Source organism: Pseudomonas sp. WMBT8 (assembly GCF_050916005.1).
GTDB lineage: Bacteria > Pseudomonadota > Gammaproteobacteria > Pseudomonadales > Pseudomonadaceae > Aquipseudomonas.
Map to the genome: position 1 here is coordinate 2,136,038 of NZ_CP188096.1, position 16,945 is coordinate 2,152,982.

General features: G+C 63.2%; 13 protein-coding genes. 11 read left to right on the forward strand and 2 right to left on the reverse strand.

The annotated features are described in order from the left end of the window. Positions 1–16 precede the first annotated feature (16 nt). Complete coding sequence (locus ACO77H_RS09975; RefSeq protein ID WP_170043475.1) at positions 17–730, reverse strand: FadR/GntR family transcriptional regulator; 714 nt, start codon at positions 728–730, stop codon at positions 17–19. Between the two features lie 284 nt (positions 731–1,014). Here ACO77H_RS09975 and ACO77H_RS09980 point away from each other — a divergent pair, with 284 nt between their 5' ends. The 11 genes from ACO77H_RS09980 to lpdA all read left to right on the forward strand — a co-directional run bounded on the left by ACO77H_RS09980 (position 1,015) and on the right by lpdA (position 13,670). Then, positions 1,015–2,256, forward strand: a complete 1,242-nt coding sequence (locus ACO77H_RS09980; RefSeq protein ID WP_170043476.1) for a branched-chain amino acid ABC transporter substrate-binding protein — start codon at positions 1,015–1,017, stop codon at positions 2,254–2,256. A 59-nt stretch (positions 2,257–2,315) separates the two neighbouring features. After that, positions 2,316–3,257: a branched-chain amino acid ABC transporter permease gene (locus ACO77H_RS09985; RefSeq protein ID WP_432755377.1), complete on the forward strand. Its 942-nt coding sequence runs from the start codon at positions 2,316–2,318 to the stop codon at positions 3,255–3,257. Positions 3,258–3,260: 3 nt separating this feature from the next. After that, a complete protein-coding gene (locus tag ACO77H_RS09990) occupies positions 3,261–4,538 on the forward strand; it encodes a branched-chain amino acid ABC transporter permease (protein ID WP_432755378.1) in 1,278 nt (425 codons plus the stop codon). Further along, positions 4,535–5,290 carry an ABC transporter ATP-binding protein gene (locus ACO77H_RS09995; protein WP_432755379.1) on the forward strand — a complete coding sequence of 252 codons (756 nt, stop codon included), beginning with the start codon at positions 4,535–4,537 and terminating at the stop codon, positions 5,288–5,290. Before ACO77H_RS09990 ends, ACO77H_RS09995 begins: the two co-directional genes overlap by 4 nt. Then, positions 5,287–6,009, forward strand: coding sequence for an ABC transporter ATP-binding protein (locus ACO77H_RS10000; RefSeq protein ID WP_170043480.1), 723 nt, complete (start codon positions 5,287–5,289; stop codon positions 6,007–6,009). Before ACO77H_RS09995 ends, ACO77H_RS10000 begins: the two co-directional genes overlap by 4 nt. A gap of 116 nt (positions 6,010–6,125) precedes the next feature. Beyond that, complete coding sequence (locus ACO77H_RS10005; RefSeq protein ID WP_170043481.1) at positions 6,126–7,367, forward strand: OprD family porin; 1,242 nt, start codon at positions 6,126–6,128, stop codon at positions 7,365–7,367. Between the two features lie 125 nt (positions 7,368–7,492). Continuing rightward, entirely contained in the window at positions 7,493–8,326 is an 834-nt protein-coding gene (locus tag ACO77H_RS10010) for an SDR family NAD(P)-dependent oxidoreductase (RefSeq protein ID WP_170043482.1), read from the forward strand. Between the two features lie 62 nt (positions 8,327–8,388). After that, positions 8,389–10,581, forward strand: a complete 2,193-nt coding sequence (locus ACO77H_RS10015) for an alpha-ketoacid dehydrogenase subunit alpha/beta (RefSeq protein WP_170043483.1) — start codon at positions 8,389–8,391, stop codon at positions 10,579–10,581. After that, positions 10,578–11,063, forward strand: coding sequence for a VOC family protein (locus ACO77H_RS10020; protein ID WP_170043484.1), 486 nt, complete (start codon positions 10,578–10,580; stop codon positions 11,061–11,063). Before ACO77H_RS10015 ends, ACO77H_RS10020 begins: the two co-directional genes overlap by 4 nt. Then, complete coding sequence (locus tag ACO77H_RS10025) at positions 11,063–12,268, forward strand: pyruvate dehydrogenase complex dihydrolipoamide acetyltransferase (RefSeq protein ID WP_170057840.1); 1,206 nt, start codon at positions 11,063–11,065, stop codon at positions 12,266–12,268. The genes ACO77H_RS10020 and ACO77H_RS10025 overlap by 1 nt, the downstream gene beginning before the upstream one ends. A gap of 10 nt (positions 12,269–12,278) precedes the next feature. Continuing rightward, complete coding sequence (lpdA, locus tag ACO77H_RS10030) at positions 12,279–13,670, forward strand: dihydrolipoyl dehydrogenase (protein ID WP_170043486.1); 1,392 nt, start codon at positions 12,279–12,281, stop codon at positions 13,668–13,670. A 114-nt stretch (positions 13,671–13,784) separates the two neighbouring features. Here the strand turns inward: lpdA and ACO77H_RS10035 are convergent, their stop codons facing one another. Beyond that, positions 13,785–16,931, reverse strand: coding sequence for a multidrug efflux RND transporter permease subunit (locus ACO77H_RS10035; RefSeq protein WP_432755380.1), 3,147 nt, complete (start codon positions 16,929–16,931; stop codon positions 13,785–13,787). Positions 16,932–16,945: the final 14 nt, after the last annotated feature.

The window sequence follows — 16,945 nt, forward strand, 5'->3', positions numbered from 1 at the left end:
GGGTGCTGCAGGCAGATCAGGCCTGCAGGTACATGTTCATACGCTTGGCAGCATTGCGCAGGTGACGCTCGGCGGCCTCGCCTGCCAGCACCGGGTCGCGGGCCTGGATGGCCTGGAAGATCGCCTGGTGTTCGTCCTGCACGTCCTGGATCAGCTCGTTGTAGATCTCGGCGGTGTTGCTGCGTGCCTCGCGAATCAGGCGTCGGACGCTGTGGTCGAGGTACTCGTTGAGCGACTTGAAGTGCGGGTTATGGGTGGCCGCGACAATCGCCTGGTGGAAGGCGTAATCCTCCTCGTCACCCAACTGGTCATTGACCATGGCGTACTCCATGCCGACCAGGGCCTGGCGGATCTTCTTCAGGTCTTCGGGGGTATGGCGCAAGGCTGCCAGGCGCGTGGCGCCCACTTCGATGGTGATCAGGAATTCGAGGATATGCAGCAGGGCGTCGGCTTCTCCGAGCGAAACTTCCTTCAAGCGAAACGCATGACGCTCACCACGCTTGGCGACAAATGCACCCTTGCCCTGTTGGGTGGTGATCAGTTCTTCGAACTTGAGTTGCGACAAGGCTTCACGCACCACCGCGCGGCTGACCGAAAACTGTTCGCACAGTTGCCGTTCGCTGGGCAGTTGATCGCCGGTGGCCAGCCGCCCGGACTGGATCTCGCCACTGAGCCAGTGAACGATCTCCATGGGCAGGGGCTGGTTGGGGTGCACGTTATCGCTTTTCATTGTTCGGTCCTCTGCCGGGAGGCAGCACGGGTACGGGCATCGAAGTGATGGCGGTTGATAGTGAAGGATTGAGCTGTGGTCTTACAAGTGTTTGAAAAAATTATCCCGGGGTGGATTGGCTGTTCTCAAGGCCTGCAACTGAGGTCGTAACAAAAAAGATCATAAATCTTGACTCATGTGCTTTGACTTCGGGACAGGCTTGACGTAGTTTTCGCCAACTGGTCAGACATGTTAGGCCTGATGTTCTACCAGATTGTAAATAACAATAAAAAATCGAGGTTTCCATGCACTCCAAGACCACGCTGCGTCTGCTCACCCTTGGCACGACCCTGTTCGCCGGTTTCGCCTGCGCTGATCCTTTGAAGGTGGCGTTGGTCGAGACCCTGTCGGGGCCTTCGGCTGCCACCGGGCAAATGTTCCGCGCCGCGACGCGTTTCCAGATCGAACGGCTGAACGCCGAAGGCGGCTGGAATGGCGAGCCGATCCAACTACTCGAGTTCGATAGCCAGGGCACCCCAGCGGGGGCCTCCGAAAAACTCAAGGCTGCCATTGGTAGCGGCGCGCAAATGATTGTCCAGGGCGCTTCATCCGTGGCTGCCGGGCAAATTACTGAAGATGTGCGCAAGTACAACCTGCGCAACAAAGGCAAGGAAGTGGTGTTCCTCAACGTCGGCGGTGAAGCGCTGGAGCTGACTGGCAGCAAGTGCCACTTCTACCACTTCCGTTTCAACGGCAACGCGCCGATCCGGGTCAAGACCCTGGTTGCGGCCATGAAAGAAGCCGGCACCCTGGGCAGCAAAGTCTATTCCATGAACCAGAACTACAGCTGGGGCCTGGACATGGAAAAAGCCATCACCGAAAACTCCGCGGCGGGTGGTTATCAGTTGGTCGGCAAAAGCCTGCACGACACGCAGAAGGTCCAGGACTTCTCGCCCTACATCGCGCGTATCCAGGCTTCCGGCGCCGAAACCGTGCTGACCGGCAACTGGGGCAACGACCTGTTGCTGTTGATGAAGGCCAGCCGCGCCGCCGGCCTGAAACTGCGCTTCGGTACCGCCTTCCTCGACCAACCGGGCAACCTGGCCAATGCCGGTGATGTTGCCCTGGGGCATTACGTGTCCCACCCGTTCAATATCGAGGCGGCGGGTGAGCAGGGCGAGCGTTTTGCCAGCGAGTACCAGGCCAAGACTGGCCATCTGCCGGCCTATATCGAGCCGCAGACGGTATTTGCCTTGCAGATGGTCGGCAATGTGCTCAAGAAGCTGGCGGCAGAAGACGGCCGCCTCAATACCCGCAGCTTCGCCCTGGCCCTGGAAAAAGCCAGCGATAGCAACCCATTGGGTGAGGTGCGCATGCGTGCCGAGGATCACCAACTGCTGATGCCGTTCGTGGTGTCGGTGGTGTCCAAGGACGCACGCTACAAAGTCGACGGCACTGATATGGGCTTTGTGCCGATCAAGTCGTTCAGTGCCGATCAAGCCGCCGCGCCAGTGCAGGATGCCTGCCAGATGCAACGCCCCGAGTGACGCCGCATGGCGCGCCGCTCGGCGCGCCTTTCTGTCCATCGCGAACGCTGGAGTCGCCTATGGAATTTCTCACTGTTTCACTGCTTAACGGCGTGATCTACGGCCTGCTGTTGTTTATGGTTTCGGCCGGTCTGACGCTGATTTTCGGCATGATGGGCGTGCTCAACTTCGCCCATGCTTCCTTCTACATGGTGGGTGCCTACCTGGCCTACACCCTACAGAAGTTTGTCGGCTTCAGCGCTGCGGTCGTGCTTTCGACGCTGCTGGTGGGCCTGCTCGGGGTCATCGTCGAGCGCTTTTTCCTGCGCCGGGTACACAAGCATGGGCATGCCCACGAACTGCTGCTGACCTTCGGCCTGACGTTCATCATTGCCGAGCTGATCAAGTTGTTCTACGGCAACTTTTCCGTTGAATACCGGGTGCCGGAGTTCCTCAACTTCGCCGCGTTCCAGGTGTTCAGCACCGACTATCCGTTCTATCGCCTGTTGATGGGCGTGGTCTCGCTGCTGGTGTTCGGCCTGATCTACCTGCTGTTGACCCGCACCCGGGTCGGCATCGTCGTGCGTGCAGCCATCCATCGTCCGCAAATGGCCGAGGCCCTGGGGCATAACGTGCCGCTGGTGTTCATGGCGGTGTTCGGCATCGGCGCGGCCCTGGCCGGCCTGGCCGGGGCGTTGGCCGGCGCTTTCTATACCACCAACCCGAACATGGCCCTGGAGCTGGGAGTGATTGTGTTTGTGGTGGTCGTGGTTGGCGGCCTGGGGTCGATGGCCGGGGCGATGATCGCTTCGTTGTTGATCGGGCTGATTTCCTCGTTCGCCGTGGGTGTGGACCTCAGCCTGGCGTCGCTGCTGGCCCTGGTCGGGGCGGGTGACTGGGCGCAGCAGATGGGCGGGCTGATGACCCTCAAGGTGTCCAGCGTCGCCGCGACGATTCCGTTCGCGCTGATGCTGCTGATTTTGCTGATCCGGCCGTCCGGGCTGATGGGCGAGAAGGGATAAACCATGAAACTGACGAAAATCTTCCTGGCGCTGCTGTTGCTGGCATTGCTGGTGCTGCCCGCCATCCTGCCGGCGGCGATGGTCAACGCGGCCATCCAGATGCTGATCGCCGCCTTGTTTGCCTGCGCCTTCAACCTGTTGTGCGGGCAGGGCGGCATGCTGTCGTTCGGCCACGCGGCGTACTTTGGCGTAGGCTCGTTCGCCACCTTGCATGCAATGAATGCACTCAATGGCGAAGGTCTGCTGCCAACCCCATTGTTACCGCTGATTGGCGCCATGGGCGGCTTTATCTGCGGCCTGTGCGCCGGTTGGTTCGCCACTAAGCGGGCGGGCGTGTACTTCTCCATGATCACCCTGGCCCTTGCCGAGTTGCTGCACTCCCTGGCGCCGCACCTGAGCACACTGTTTGGTGGCGAGGCCGGTATTTCGTCCATGCGCACCGCCGCCTGGGGCCTGGATTTTGCGGACGCCAGCCAGGTGTATTACCTGACGCTGGGCTGGGTAGTGCTGTCGATTGCCTTGCTCTACGCCTTCACACTGACCCCCATGGGGCGCCTGACCTTCGCCTTGCGCGAGAACGGCCACCGTCTGCAATTTCTCGGCTACAACGTGCATCGCCTGCGGGTGCTGGTGTTTGCCTTGTCGGCGATGTTTGCCGGGATTGCCGGCGGCTTGCAGGCGCTGAACCTGGAGTCGGCCAACTACGTGCTGTTTGACATGCGTTTTTCTGCCGAGGTGGTGCTGAACACTTACATCGGCGGAGTCAACGTATTCCTCGGCCCGGTGCTCGGCGCGGCCCTGATGACCTTCTTTGGTAACGCCGCCTCCGACCTCACGCAATCCTGGTTGCTGTATCAGGGTCTGCTGTTTGTGCTGGTGATGATGTTCATGCCCAGCGGCCTGGCCGGGCTGGTGCTGTGCTGGAGTGCACAGATTCGTCGGCGCGGCTGGTTGGCGATCATCCCCGCAGCGTTCTCGGCGCTGCTCAGCGCCGGGTTGTTGAGCCTTGCGGTGGTGTTTGCCATCGAGACGCTGCAACGGGTGTTCAGCCAGGACTATCAGGCGCTGCTGGTGGCGGACCAAGTCTGGCCGGCGATTAGCCTGTTCGGCCGTGAATGGCTGCCGGGTGCGCTGCTGACCTGGGCCACCCCGCTGTTATTGGGCCTGGCCGGGCTGTTGCTGTTGAAACTGGCCCGCCGCCAATGGTTGCAACTGCTGGACGATGAATCGCCGGCCAGCACCTCCGCCCTCCAGCCCAGGACCCAAGGAGAACAACCATGAGCGATGCGATCCTGCAGTTACGCGATGTGCACAAGTCCTTTGGCGAGGCCCATATCATTCGTGGGGCGCATCTGGAGTTGCGCGCGGGCGAGCGGCATGCGGTGATCGGTCCCAACGGGGCCGGCAAGTCGACCCTGTTCCATCTGATCTCCGGGCAATTGCAGCCGAGCAGCGGGCAGATCCTCCTGGGAGACGAGGCAATCCAGGGCTATTCGCCGCAGCACATCAACCACCTGGGGCTGTCGCGCTCGTTCCAGATCACCAATATTTTTCCCGGGCTCTCGGTGTTCGAGAACCTGCGCATCGCGGTGATGCGCAAACACCGGATGCAGTACCACTTCTGGCGCTCGGTCCAGTGTTACCCCGAGGTACGCGAACAGACCGAGCAACTGCTCGAACAGGTGCGGCTGCAGGGCAAGCAGGCGGTGTGCGCGGCCGAGTTGTCCTACTCCGAACAGCGCGCCCTGGAGATTGGCATGACCCTGGCCTGTGACCCGCGGGTGATCCTGCTCGACGAGCCGATGGCGGGCATGTCCCATGAAGAAACCGACTACGCCCTGAACCTGATTCGCGAGGTGACCCAGGGCCGCTCGCTGCTGATTGTCGAGCATGACATGGACGTGGTGTTTTCCCTGTGTGACCGCATCAGTGTGCTGGTCTACGGCGAAGTGATCGCCACCGGCACGCCGGACCAGATCCGCGCCGACCGACGTGTCCAGGAAGCCTACTTGGGTGAGGAGCAATGCGCATGAACCCGACCCCGCAAAACCTGTTGTCGATCAGCGATCTGCATGTGCACTACGGCAAGAGCCATGTGCTGCATGGTGTCGATCTGCACATCGGCCACAACGAAGTGGTCAGCCTGCTCGGGCGCAATGGCGCCGGGCGTTCCACCACCATGAAAGCGGTAATGGGCCTGGTGCCGCCGAGTGCCGGCAGTATCCGCCTGGCCGGGCGCGAGCTGACGGGGCTGCGTCCGTACCGCATCAGCCGCGCCGGTATCGGTTTTGTCCCGGAAGAGCGCGAGGTGTTTGCCAACCTCAGCGTCGAGGAAAACCTGCGCATGGGGCAACAGTTGGCGAATGATGGCGCCACCGCGTGGACTGTCGAGCAGATGTTCGACTACTTCCCCCGGCTGCGGGAGCGGCGCAATACCGGTGCTGGCAACCTGTCCGGGGGCGAACAGCAGATGCTCACCCTGTGCCGCTCGTTGCTGGGCTGCCCCAGGGTGCTACTGATCGACGAGCCCACCGAGGGCTTGGCGCCGAAGATTGTCGCGGTGGTGGCCGAGGCCATTCGCGATATTCACCGGCGCGGGGTGTCGATCCTGCTGGTGGAGCAAAAGCTGACCATCGCCCTCAAGGTGTCCAGCCGGGTGTGTGTGATGGGACATGGGCGGATCGTCTTCGAGGGCACGCCCCAGGCGCTGACAGACGACCCGAACCTGATGAAGGAGTGGCTGGCGGTCTAGGGCCGACACCGCATTCAACCGGCAGGTTCGCCTGCCATTACCACGCTGATCCTGTGGCGGCCCTGAGGCCCGCCAGGGGTCGCTGCGTCTGCAATCCAACGGGAATAACAATAAAAATGAACCTGATCAAACACTTCACCGCACCACCGCTGTTGTTGCTCAGCACCTTGCCGGGCCTGGCTATGGCCCAGGAGCACGGCTTTATCGAGGATGCGACGGCCAATGTGCAGATGCGCAACTTCTACTTCAACCGCGACTACCGCGACAGTGGCTCCGCCAAGGCCAAGAGCGAGGAGTGGGCCCAGGGCTTTCTGCTCAACGCCCAGTCCGGCTACACCCAGGGCACCGTGGGGGTTGGCGTCGACCTGATCGGCCGCCTCGGGGTCAAGCTCGACAGCGGCGGTGGGCGCACCGGCAGCCTGTTGCTGCCGGCCGATGGCAATGGCTCGGCGGATGACTTCTCCAGCCTGGGGGCCGCGGTCAAGTTCAAAGTGTCGAAAACTGAGCTTAAAGTCGGCGAATTGCTGCCGACCTTGCCGATCCTCCAGTACAACGATGCGCGCCTGCTGCCTCAGACCTTCCAGGGTGCGATGCTGACGTCCAGGGAAATTACCGGGCTGACCTTCAATGCCGGGCAGATGCGCTCTTTCACCCAACGCAACTCCAGCGACCGTGAAGACCTGTTTATCGACGGTCGCGCCTTCGCCACGTCCGATCGCTACAACTACCTGGGCGGCGAATACCGCTTCAACCAGGACCGCACCATGCTCGGCCTGTGGGGCGCGCAACTGGAGGATATCTACCGCCAGCGGTTTATCCAGTTCACCCACAAGCAACCGGTCGGCGCCTGGACGCTGGGCGCCAATATCGGTTTGCTGGACTCCGAGGAGGAAGGCCAGGCCAAGGCCGGGCAGATCGATAACCGCTCGTTCTATACCGCCCTGAGTGCCGGTACCGGTGGGCATACCCTGATGGCCGCCTGGCAACGCATGTATGGCGAGGACGGCACTATCTGGTTGAGCCCGACCACCACCGTGCTGCCCAGTGATATCCAGGTGCGCAACTTCGCCGCCGCCCAAGAGAAGGCCTGGCAAGTGCGCTACGACTACAACTTTGCCGCCCTCGGCGTGCCGGGGTTGAGCGCCTTTGTGCGCTATGTCAATGGTGACAATGTGGCGGTGGCCGGTGGCAACGGAGGCAAGGAATGGGAGCGGGACTTCGACCTGTCCTATGTGATCCAGAACGGGCCATTGAAGAACCTAGGGCTGCGCTGGAGAAATGCCATGGTGCGCTCCAACTTCGGCCCTTCGGTGGACGATAACCGCCTGATCGTCAGCTACAACCTGGCGTTGTTCTAATTGCTCGGGTACTACTTTTTCGATAAATCCCTTTGACAGACCCCTGGCTGCGAGTTAGCTTTTATCTACTGGTCTGACAAGTTTGTTTAAATGTATGACCAGACATAAAAACAAGTGAGAACCCCATGTCCCATCCAGATCATTCTCCCGCTACGCCCCAGCACGATGCCGACGTTTTTCAACACAGCGCCTACGCCGGAATCCACGGCAAGGTGGTGGTGGTGACCGGTGGCGGCAGCGGTATCGGCCTGGCCCTGGCCGAAGGCTTTGCGCGCAATGGCGCGCACCTGCTGCTGATCGACATCAACGCCCAGGCCATGGCGGACGCCAAGGTTGCGCTGCAGGAAAATTTCCCGGCGACCCGGGTCGAATGTTTCCAGGCCTCAGTCACCGACGAAGCCGCTGTGGAGGCCGCTTTCGCGCATGCCAAGGCGTGCTTTGGACGCATCGACGTGTTGCTCAACAACGCTGGCGTGTCGATCAACAAGCCGTCCCTGGACATCACCCCCAGCGAATGGCGGCGCGCCATCGAGATCAATCTCAACAGCGTGTTCTTCTGCGCCCAGGTGGCGGCGCGCTACATGGTAGAACAGCAGGCCGGGGTGATCATCAACACCTCGTCGATGTGGGGCGTGTCGCACGCTGCCGATCGCACCGCGTACTGCGCGACCAAGGCCGCCGTGGTCTCCATGACCAAATGCCTGGCCGTGGAATGGGCACGGCACGGCGTCCGAATGAACGCCATCGGCCCAGGCTATACCCGTACCCCGCTGGTGGAAGAACTGCAACGGGCCGGGCGCCTCGACGTCGAGGCCCTGCGCCAGCGCACCCCCTTGCAACGCCTCGGCGAGCCGGGGGAGATGGCCGAGCTGGCGCTGTTCCTCGCGTCCAGCAGCGCGACCTTTATCACCGGGCAGATTTATGTGTCGGACGGCGGCTGGACGGCCAACGGCTTTTAGTTCGCCCCTCGTTGTGCGGGCCCGCCGTGACCCGCGATTGAACTCATTTGTGGAGAAGTAAAATGCCGAAAAGTGTTGCCTTGTCGCCGGCCTCGCCGTGGGTCGAGCTCAGTACCACCGACGCCGACTGGAAGCAGGCCGACCCTGCATTGCTGGGCACTTTGCTCAGCCAGTTGCACCTGATCCGCGCCTTCGAGGAGACCGTGCTGGAGCTGGCCGGTGAAGGCCTGGTGCATGGCCCGGCACATTCGAGTATCGGCCAGGAAGGGGGCGCGGTCGGTTCGATTGTCGCCCTGGGCGCGGCCGATGAAGTCAATGGCTCGCACCGCGGGCACCACCAGTTCCTGGCCAAGGCGCTGGTGTACCTGATGCCTGAAGGGATCGACCCGAACGCCGCGGTCAACGCGCCGATCCAGGACCTGCTGCAACGCACTCTGGCGGAAATCCTCGGCCTGGCCCAGGGCTTCTGCAAAGGCCGTGGCGGCTCGATGCACCTGCAGTGGGCCGAGGCAGGGGCCCTGGGCACTAACGCTATCGTCGGTGGCGGCGTGCCGCTGGCCGCCGGTGCCGCCTGGGCTCACCGGCATGCGCAGACCGACACCGTGGCGGTCACTTATTTTGGTGACGGCGCGGTGAACATCGGTTCGGTGCTGGAGACCATGAACCTGGCGGCGGCCTGGAAGCTGCCGCTGTGTTTCTTTATCGAGAACAACCTGTACGCCGTGTCGACCACGGTTGATGAGGCCACGGCCGAGCCACGCCTGTCGGCACGCGGGCTGGGCTTCAATATCCCGAGCTGGAAGGTCGATGGCATGGACCCGCTGGCGGTGTACCTGGCCATGCAGCAAGCGCTGGCGCATATGCGCGCCGGCAACGGTCCGACCGTGATCGAGGCTGATGTGTACCGCTTCTTCCATCAGAATGGCCCGTTCCCCGGCAGTGCATTCGGTTACCGCAGCAAGGAAGAAGAGCAGAGCTGGCGTGCCCGTGATCCGCTGGAGCGCCTGGCCCGGGAAATGCAAAAGCGCGGGCTGATCGACGATGCCGGCCTGGCCAACCTGCGTGACACCGTCAAGCAGGCAATGGCCCAGGCGGCAGCGGCTCTGCTGGAAGCCGACCCCGCGGGCAAGCCGGGCAAGCGGCGGATTCGCCCTGAGTTGTGGCCATCGCCGGACTTTCGCGATGTCGGTATCCGGGGCGATCTCAGCGAACTGGCCGCTGCGCGCACCAGTGAACAGGCCACCTATCGCGGCGCCATGGAGCCACGCAAGTTCATTGACGCCATCGCTGATGTGATGAACCGACGCATGGAAACCGATGCCAGCATCGTCGTGATGGGCGAGGATGTACACCGTCTCAAGGGCGGCACCAATGGTGCCACCCGTGGCCTGAAAGAGCGCTTTCCAGAGCGCATCCTCGGCACCCCGATCAGTGAAAACGCCTTCTGCGGGCTGGGTGGCGGTATGGCCCTGGACGGGCGTTTCAAGCCGGTAGTGGAATTCATGTACCCCGACTTCATGTGGGTTGCCGCCGACCAGGTGTTTAACCAGATCGGCAAGGCCCGGCACATGTTCGGCGGGCAAAGTGATGTGCCGCTCGTGCTGCGCACCAAGATCGCCATGGGCACCGGCTACGGCTCGCAGCACTCCATGGATCCGGCCGGGATCTACGTGACCAACCCGGGCTGGCGCATCGTCGCGGCGTCCACGCCGTTCGACTATATCGGCCTGATGAATGCCGCGCTGGCCTGCAAGGACCCGGTGCTGGTGATCGAGCACGTCGACCTTTACAGCCACAGCGGAGAGGTGCCGGTGGACGACCTCGACTACCAGATCCCATTCGGCACCGCCGCCGTGCGCCGCGAAGGCCGCGACCTGACGATCCTCACCTACCTGAGCATGGTCGGGCATTCCCTGGAGGCGGTGGAGCAGACTGGTGTCGACGCCGAAGTGATTGACCTGCGCTTCCTCGACCGCGCCAGCTTCGACTGGGCCACGGTGGAGGCGAGCATTCGCAAGACCAACAATGTACTGATCGTCGAGCAGGGTGCCCGGGGGACATCCTATGGGGGTTGGCTGGCTGACGAATTGCAGCGCCGTTGCTTCGACTGGCTCGACCAGCCGATCCAGCGCGTAACCGGCGGCGAAGGCTCGCCAAGTATTTCCAAAGTCCTGGAGCGCGCCGCGTGTGCCCGCACCGAGGAAGTGATCGAAGGCCTGCAACAGGTCATCCGCGAAAAAGGGGCGCACCAATGAGCGTGAAGATGCTGGTTCCAATGGAAGTAGGGATTTGCTGTGTCGATCTGCCGGCCCTCAGCCGGTTCTACCAGCAGGTGCTGGGTTTCACCTTTGTCACCCAGGTGCAAATGCCCGCTGCCGCCGCGCAGCAAGTCGGCCTGAGCGACGGCGGCTACAGCGTAGTGCGCCTGCAGACGCCCTATGGCGAACGCATCAAGCTGCTGGCGCCAGAGCACACGCCGAGCCGGCAAGCGCCGGGATTGATCCTCGACCGCCAGAACGCGAGTTACCTGACATTCATTGTTGAAGACATCGCCAGCCTGGTGGCCGACCTGAAAACCGCCGGCGCGAGTTTTTTTGCCGGCGACGCGCCGATCCAGCTGCGCCCTGACGTCAAGGCGCTGTTCTGCCGCGATCCGGAAGGCAACGTGCTGGAGTTGGTGGAGTACACCGACATCGCCGCCTACCGTCCTGACCTGTTCAACCAGCGGAGTGCCTGATGGCCAAGCTCTTACATATGCCCGAGGTGTCGGCCAACGCGACCCACGCCGCGATCCAGGCCTGGACCCTCAAGGAAGGCGACACGATCAACGCCGGCGACTGCATCGCCGAGATTGAAACCGAAAAGGCCTTGGTCGAACTGACGGCTGAAGAAGATGCGGTGCTGGGCAAGATCCTGGTCGAACCGGGCCGCGAAGTGGAAGTGGGGTCGCCGATCGGGGTGCTGTTTTCCCGGGGCGAAACCGAGGTTGATATCGCCGCGCTGCTGGCCAAGGCCGGTGCGTCGGTGCTGGTTGATGCGCCTGTGCCGCAACCTGCGGTCGAGGCCGCGCCGCTGAGGCAAGGGCACAGCCGCGCGCGGGTGTTTGCCAGCCCCCTGGCCCGTCGCCTGGCAGCGGCCAAGGGCCTGGACCTGGCGAGCCTCAAGGGCAGTGGGCCGAATGGGCGCATCGTCAAGCGCGACGTCGAGGCGTCAGCCGTTGCTGGGGTTGCCCTGGTGCCTGCGGCGACACCGGTATCGGCCAGCGAGTTTGAGGACATCCCCCACAGCAGCATGCGCAAGACCATTGCCCGGCGTCTGGTGGAGAGCAAGGCCACGGTGCCGCATTTTTATCTGGATGTGGAGTGTCGCATGGAGGCGCTGCTGGCCCTGCGCGAGCAGATCAACCAGACCGCCCCACGGAAGATTTCGATCAACGACTTTATCGTCAAGGCTGTCGGCGTGGCCCTGCGCCAAGTGCCGGCGATGAACGTGACCTGGACCGACACCGCGCTGCGCCGCTACCAGCAGGCGGATGTCTGCGTGGCGGTGTCCACCGACAGCGGACTGATCACCCCGGTAGTGCGCAATGCCGACAGCAAGGCACTGTCGCAGATCAGCACGGATGTAGCTGAACTGGCCGGGCGCGCCCGCGACGGGCGCCTGCGCCCCGAGGAATACCAGGGCGGCAGTTTCACCATCAGTAACCTGGGTATGTTCGGCGTCGAGCAGTTCAGCGCCATCATCAATCCACCCCACGCGGCGATCCTGGCGGTGGGCGCGACCCAGCAAAAACCGGTCGTGGAAAACGCTGAGCTGAAGGTCGGTTCGGTGCTGCGCTGCACCCTGTCCGTGGATCATCGGGCGGTGGATGGCGCGCTGGCGGCGCAATGGCTGGCGGTGTTCAAGGGCCTGCTGGAAAACCCGCTGGGCATGCTGATCTGAGGAAGTACCCATGAGCGACATGAAATTCGATGTGATCGTCGTCGGTGGCGGCCCCGGCGGCTACGTGGCGGCTATCCGCGCCAGCCAGTTGGGCCTGCGCACGGCGTTGGTGGAGAAGGACCAACTGGGTGGGGTGTGCCTGAACTGGGGCTGCATTCCAACCAAGGCGCTGCTGCGCAGCGTTGACGTGCTGCGCCTTATCGGCAGTGCGGCGAGCTTTGGCATCGAGGTCGGGCCGGCGACACCGGACCTCAAGGCGATCGTCAAGCGCTCCCGCGATGTAGCGGTGCAGTTGCAGCGGGGCGTCAGCGGGCTGATGAAAAAACACCGCATCCAGGTGTTCAACGGCCATGCGCGCCTGGATGGGCCGCGGTGCCTGAACGTCCGTGGTCAGCAGGGCGACCTGCGCCTGACGGCGCCGCACATTATTCTTGCCACCGGGGCCCGGGCCCGGATGCTGCCGGGCATGGAACCGGACGGCAAGCATTTCTGGAGCTACCGACAGGCCCTGGTGCCGGACAATGTGCCCAAGCGCCTGGTGATCATTGGCGGCGGGGCAATCGGCATCGAATTTGCCAGTTTCTATCACGCGCTGGGCGCCCAGGTCAGCGTGGTGGAAATGGCCGAGCGGATCCTCCCGGTGGAAGACCATGAGGTCAGTGCCCATGTAGCCCAGGCCCTGACCCGCGACGGGATCCGCCTCTACACCGGCTGTACGCTGCAAGGCAGCCAGGTGGTGCAGGGCGCGGTGCAGTTGCGCCTTGAGGGCAAGAGCAGTGAGACCCTGCAGGCCGACGTGGTGCTGGTGGCGGCGGGCATTGTTGGCAACGTCGAGGAGCTGGGGTTGGAGGGCACCGGGGTCAAGGTGCAGCATAGCCATGTGTTGGTGGACGAGTTCTGCCGCACGGGCGAGCCGGGCGTGTACGCCATTGGCGACCTGGCAGGAGCGCCGTGGCTGGCGCACAAGGCCAGCCACGAAGCGCTGATTTGTGTCGAGAAAATCGCTGGGCTCAACCCCCATCCCCTGGACCCGCGCAGCGTGCCGGCCTGCACCTATAGCCACCCGCAAGTCGCCAGCGTCGGCTACACCGAGGCCCAGGCCCGCAGTGCCGGCAAGGCGCTCAAGGTCGGCAAGTTTCCCTTCGCGGCCAACGGCAAGGCGATTGCCATGGGCGCTACCCAGGGCTTCGTCAAGGTGCTGTTCGACGCGCACAGTGGCGAGTTGCTGGGCGCGCATATGGTTGGCGAGGAAGTCACCGAGATGATCCAGGGCTACACCATCGCGCGGCGCCTTGAGACCACCGAGGCCGAACTGATCGACAGCATCCTGCCGCACCCGACGCTGTCAGAAGCGATGCATGAGGCCGTGCTGGCCGCCTACGAACGGGCGTTGCATAGCTGAGCCTGGCTGCTGCTGGATCATGTGGCGGTCTGGGTGCTGTTCCATGAACCCCTGTAGGAGCTGTCGAGCCCCAGCGAGGCTGTGACAGCTCCTACAGTTGATTTTCGTTACCGCCTACTCCTCGACCCGTGCGGCTGGCAGTGTGTTGTCATCCACGCGGGGGACGGTCTCGGGCTTGAGCATCGACAGCACCCAGACAAAGAACACCGGCACAAAAACCACTCCCAGTATCGTTGCGCTGAGCATCCCGCCGACCACGCCGGTGCCGATCGCACGTTGGCTGGCGGCGCCTGCGCCGGTGGCGATGGCCAGAGGCACGACGCCGAGGATGAAGGCCATGGAGGTCATGACGATGGGGCGAAAGCGCAGGCGCGCGGCTTCGATGGCGGCGTCGCGCAGGGAGTAACCCTGGGCCCACAGGTCCTTGGCAAACTCGACGATCAGGATCGCATTCTTGGCCGCCAGGCCAATGATGGTGATCAGCCCGACCTTGAAGTACACGTCGTTGGGCATGCCCAGGCTGGTCACGGCCAGCACCGAACCGAGGGCGCCCACCGGTACGATCAGCATCACCGCAAAGGGGATGGCCCAGCTTTCATACAGCGCCACCAGCAGCAGGAACACCACCACGAAAGCCAGGGCAAACAACTGCAAGGCCTGGCCGCTGGCGATCTTTTCCTGGTACGACAAACCGGTCCATTCATAACCGATACCCGCCGGCAGTCCGGCCACCAGGCGCTCGATCTCGGCCATGGCTTGCCCGGTGCTGACCCCGGGTGGGGCATCGCCGGCGATACGGATCGAGGGGTAGCCGTTATAGCGGGCAATCTGCACCGGGCCTTGCTCCCACTGGGTGCTGACAAAGGCACTCAGGGGCACCAGGGCGCCGAGGTTATTGGGGATGAACAGCTTGAGCACGCTGTCAGGCGTCATCCGGTCGCGCTGGTCGGCCTGTACCACCACCCGCTGCTGACGCCCGGCATTGGCAAAGTCATTGACCACCGCCGAACCGAACGCAGTCGACAGGGTGTGGTTGATGGCATCAAACCCGACCCCCAGGGCTTGGGCTTTTTCCCGGTCGATGGTCAGGCGCAATTGCGGGGCCTCGGCCAGGCCTTCCATCATCGCGTAGAGGATGTTCGGGTTGCCGTTGGCCTGGCCCAGCAGTTGGTCCCGTGCCGCCAGCAAGCCTTCGCGGCCCAGGCCAGCACGGTCCTGCAGGCGCAGGGAGAAGCCTCCGGAGTTACCCATGCCGTCGATGGGCGGTGGGCTCACCGCCATGATCGTGCCGTCGCTGGGGTTGGCAAATTGTTGATTGACCCCTGCGGTTTCGGCTTCGGCAGACTGGTCGCTGTCGCGCAGTGACCAGTCCTTGAGGGTCGGGAAGGCCAGGCCGGCGTTCTCGCCCATCCCGGAGAAGCTGAAGCCCAGTACCAGGAAGGTATTGGCGACCGCCTCGCGGGAGGCGAGAAATTGTTCCACTGCCTGGCCAGTGGCCGAGGTTCGCTCCCGCGAGGCGCCGGGCGGCAGTTGCACGTCAACGATCATGTAGCCCTGGTCTTCCACGGGCACGAAGGATTCCGGCAGGCGCAGGTAGGTAAAGCCCAGCAGGGCCACCAGCCCAAGGTATACCAGCATCACCCGCCCGGTGCGTTTGACCAGGTGATGATTAAGGGCGCTGTAGCGGTCGGTCAGGCGCCCGAACAGGCGGTTGAAGGCGCCAAAGAACCCGCGTTTTTCATGATGCCCCTCGGCCACGGGCTTGAGCAGGGTCGCGCACAGGGCCGGGGTGAACGTCAGGGCGAGGAAGCCGGAGAACAGAATCGACACCGCCAGGGTCAGGGAAAACTGCTGGTAGATGACCCCCACCGAACCGGCCATGAAAGCCAGGGGCAGGAACACCGCCGACAGCACCACGGTAATCCCGATGATCGCCCCCGACACCTGGCCCATGGCCTTGACCGTCGCGGCGGCCGGCGACAGGCCCTCATCGGCCATGATCCGCTCGACGTTTTCCACCACCACAATGGCGTCGTCCACCAGGATGCCGATGGCCAGCACCATGCCGAACATGGTCATCATGTTCACCGAGAAGCCCAGCAGGTACATCACCATCAGCGTGCCCAACAGGCACACCGGCACCACGATGCTCGGGATCAAGGTGTAGCGCACGTTCTGCAGGAACAGGAACATCACCAGGAACACCAGGACCATGGCCTCGACCAGGGTATAGATCACTTTCTCAATGGCCACGTCGACAAACCGCGAGGTGTCATACGGCACCGAGAACTCGACGTTGGGCGCAAAATTGACTGACAACTCCTGCAGGCGCTCCTTGACCGCACTGGCCGTCTTCAGCGCGTTGGCCCCCGGCGACAATTGCACCGCCGCACCCACTGCCGGCTTGCCATTGAGGCGCGTGGTGAAGTTGTAGTCCTGGCTGCCGACCTCGATCCTCGCCACATCGGCCAGCGTCACCTTGGAACCATCCTGATTGGCGCGCAGTACGATGCGCCCGAATTCCTCGGGGTTGTCCAGGGTGCCCTTGACCGCCAGGGTCGCGGTCAATTCCTGGCCGACGGCGCCGGGCGAGCTGCCGAAGCTGCCCGCTGGAACCTGGACGTTCTGCGCGCTGATCGCCCGGCTCACGTCATCGATGGACAAGCCGTAGCCCACCAGGCTCTGGGGGGCGAGCCAGATACGCATGGCCGCTTCCGAGGCAAAGAATTGCAGCTTGCCCACGCCTTCGACCCGGCGGATTTCATTGTTGACGTTACGCGCGGCGTAGTCGGCCAGCAGGGTTGTATCCTGCTCGGCCGTGCCGTCCTTGTAGCTCAGGGCGTAGATCAGCAGAAAGCCGGCGCTGGTCTGCTCCACCTGGATCCCCTGGCTGAGCACCGCCTGGGGCATGCGCGCCTCGGCTTTTTTCAGGCGGTTCTGGACCTCGACCTGGGCCATGTCCGGCTGGGTGCCGGGCTTGAAGGTCACGACGATTTCCGCCATGCCGTTGGAGTTGCTGGTGGAGTCGAAGTAGAGCAGGCCCTTGGCGCCATTGAGCTCTTCCTCGATGACGCTGGTCACAGAATCCACCAGCACCTTGGCCGACGCCCCGGGGTAAGTGGCGGTGACGGTGATTTGCGGCGGGGCGACACTCGGGTACTGGGCCACCGGCAGGGCCGGGATGATCAGCAGCCCGGCCATGGAGATGAATAACGCAATGACCCAGGCAAACTTGGGGCGCTTGATAAAAAACACAGACATGGTGAGACCTCGAA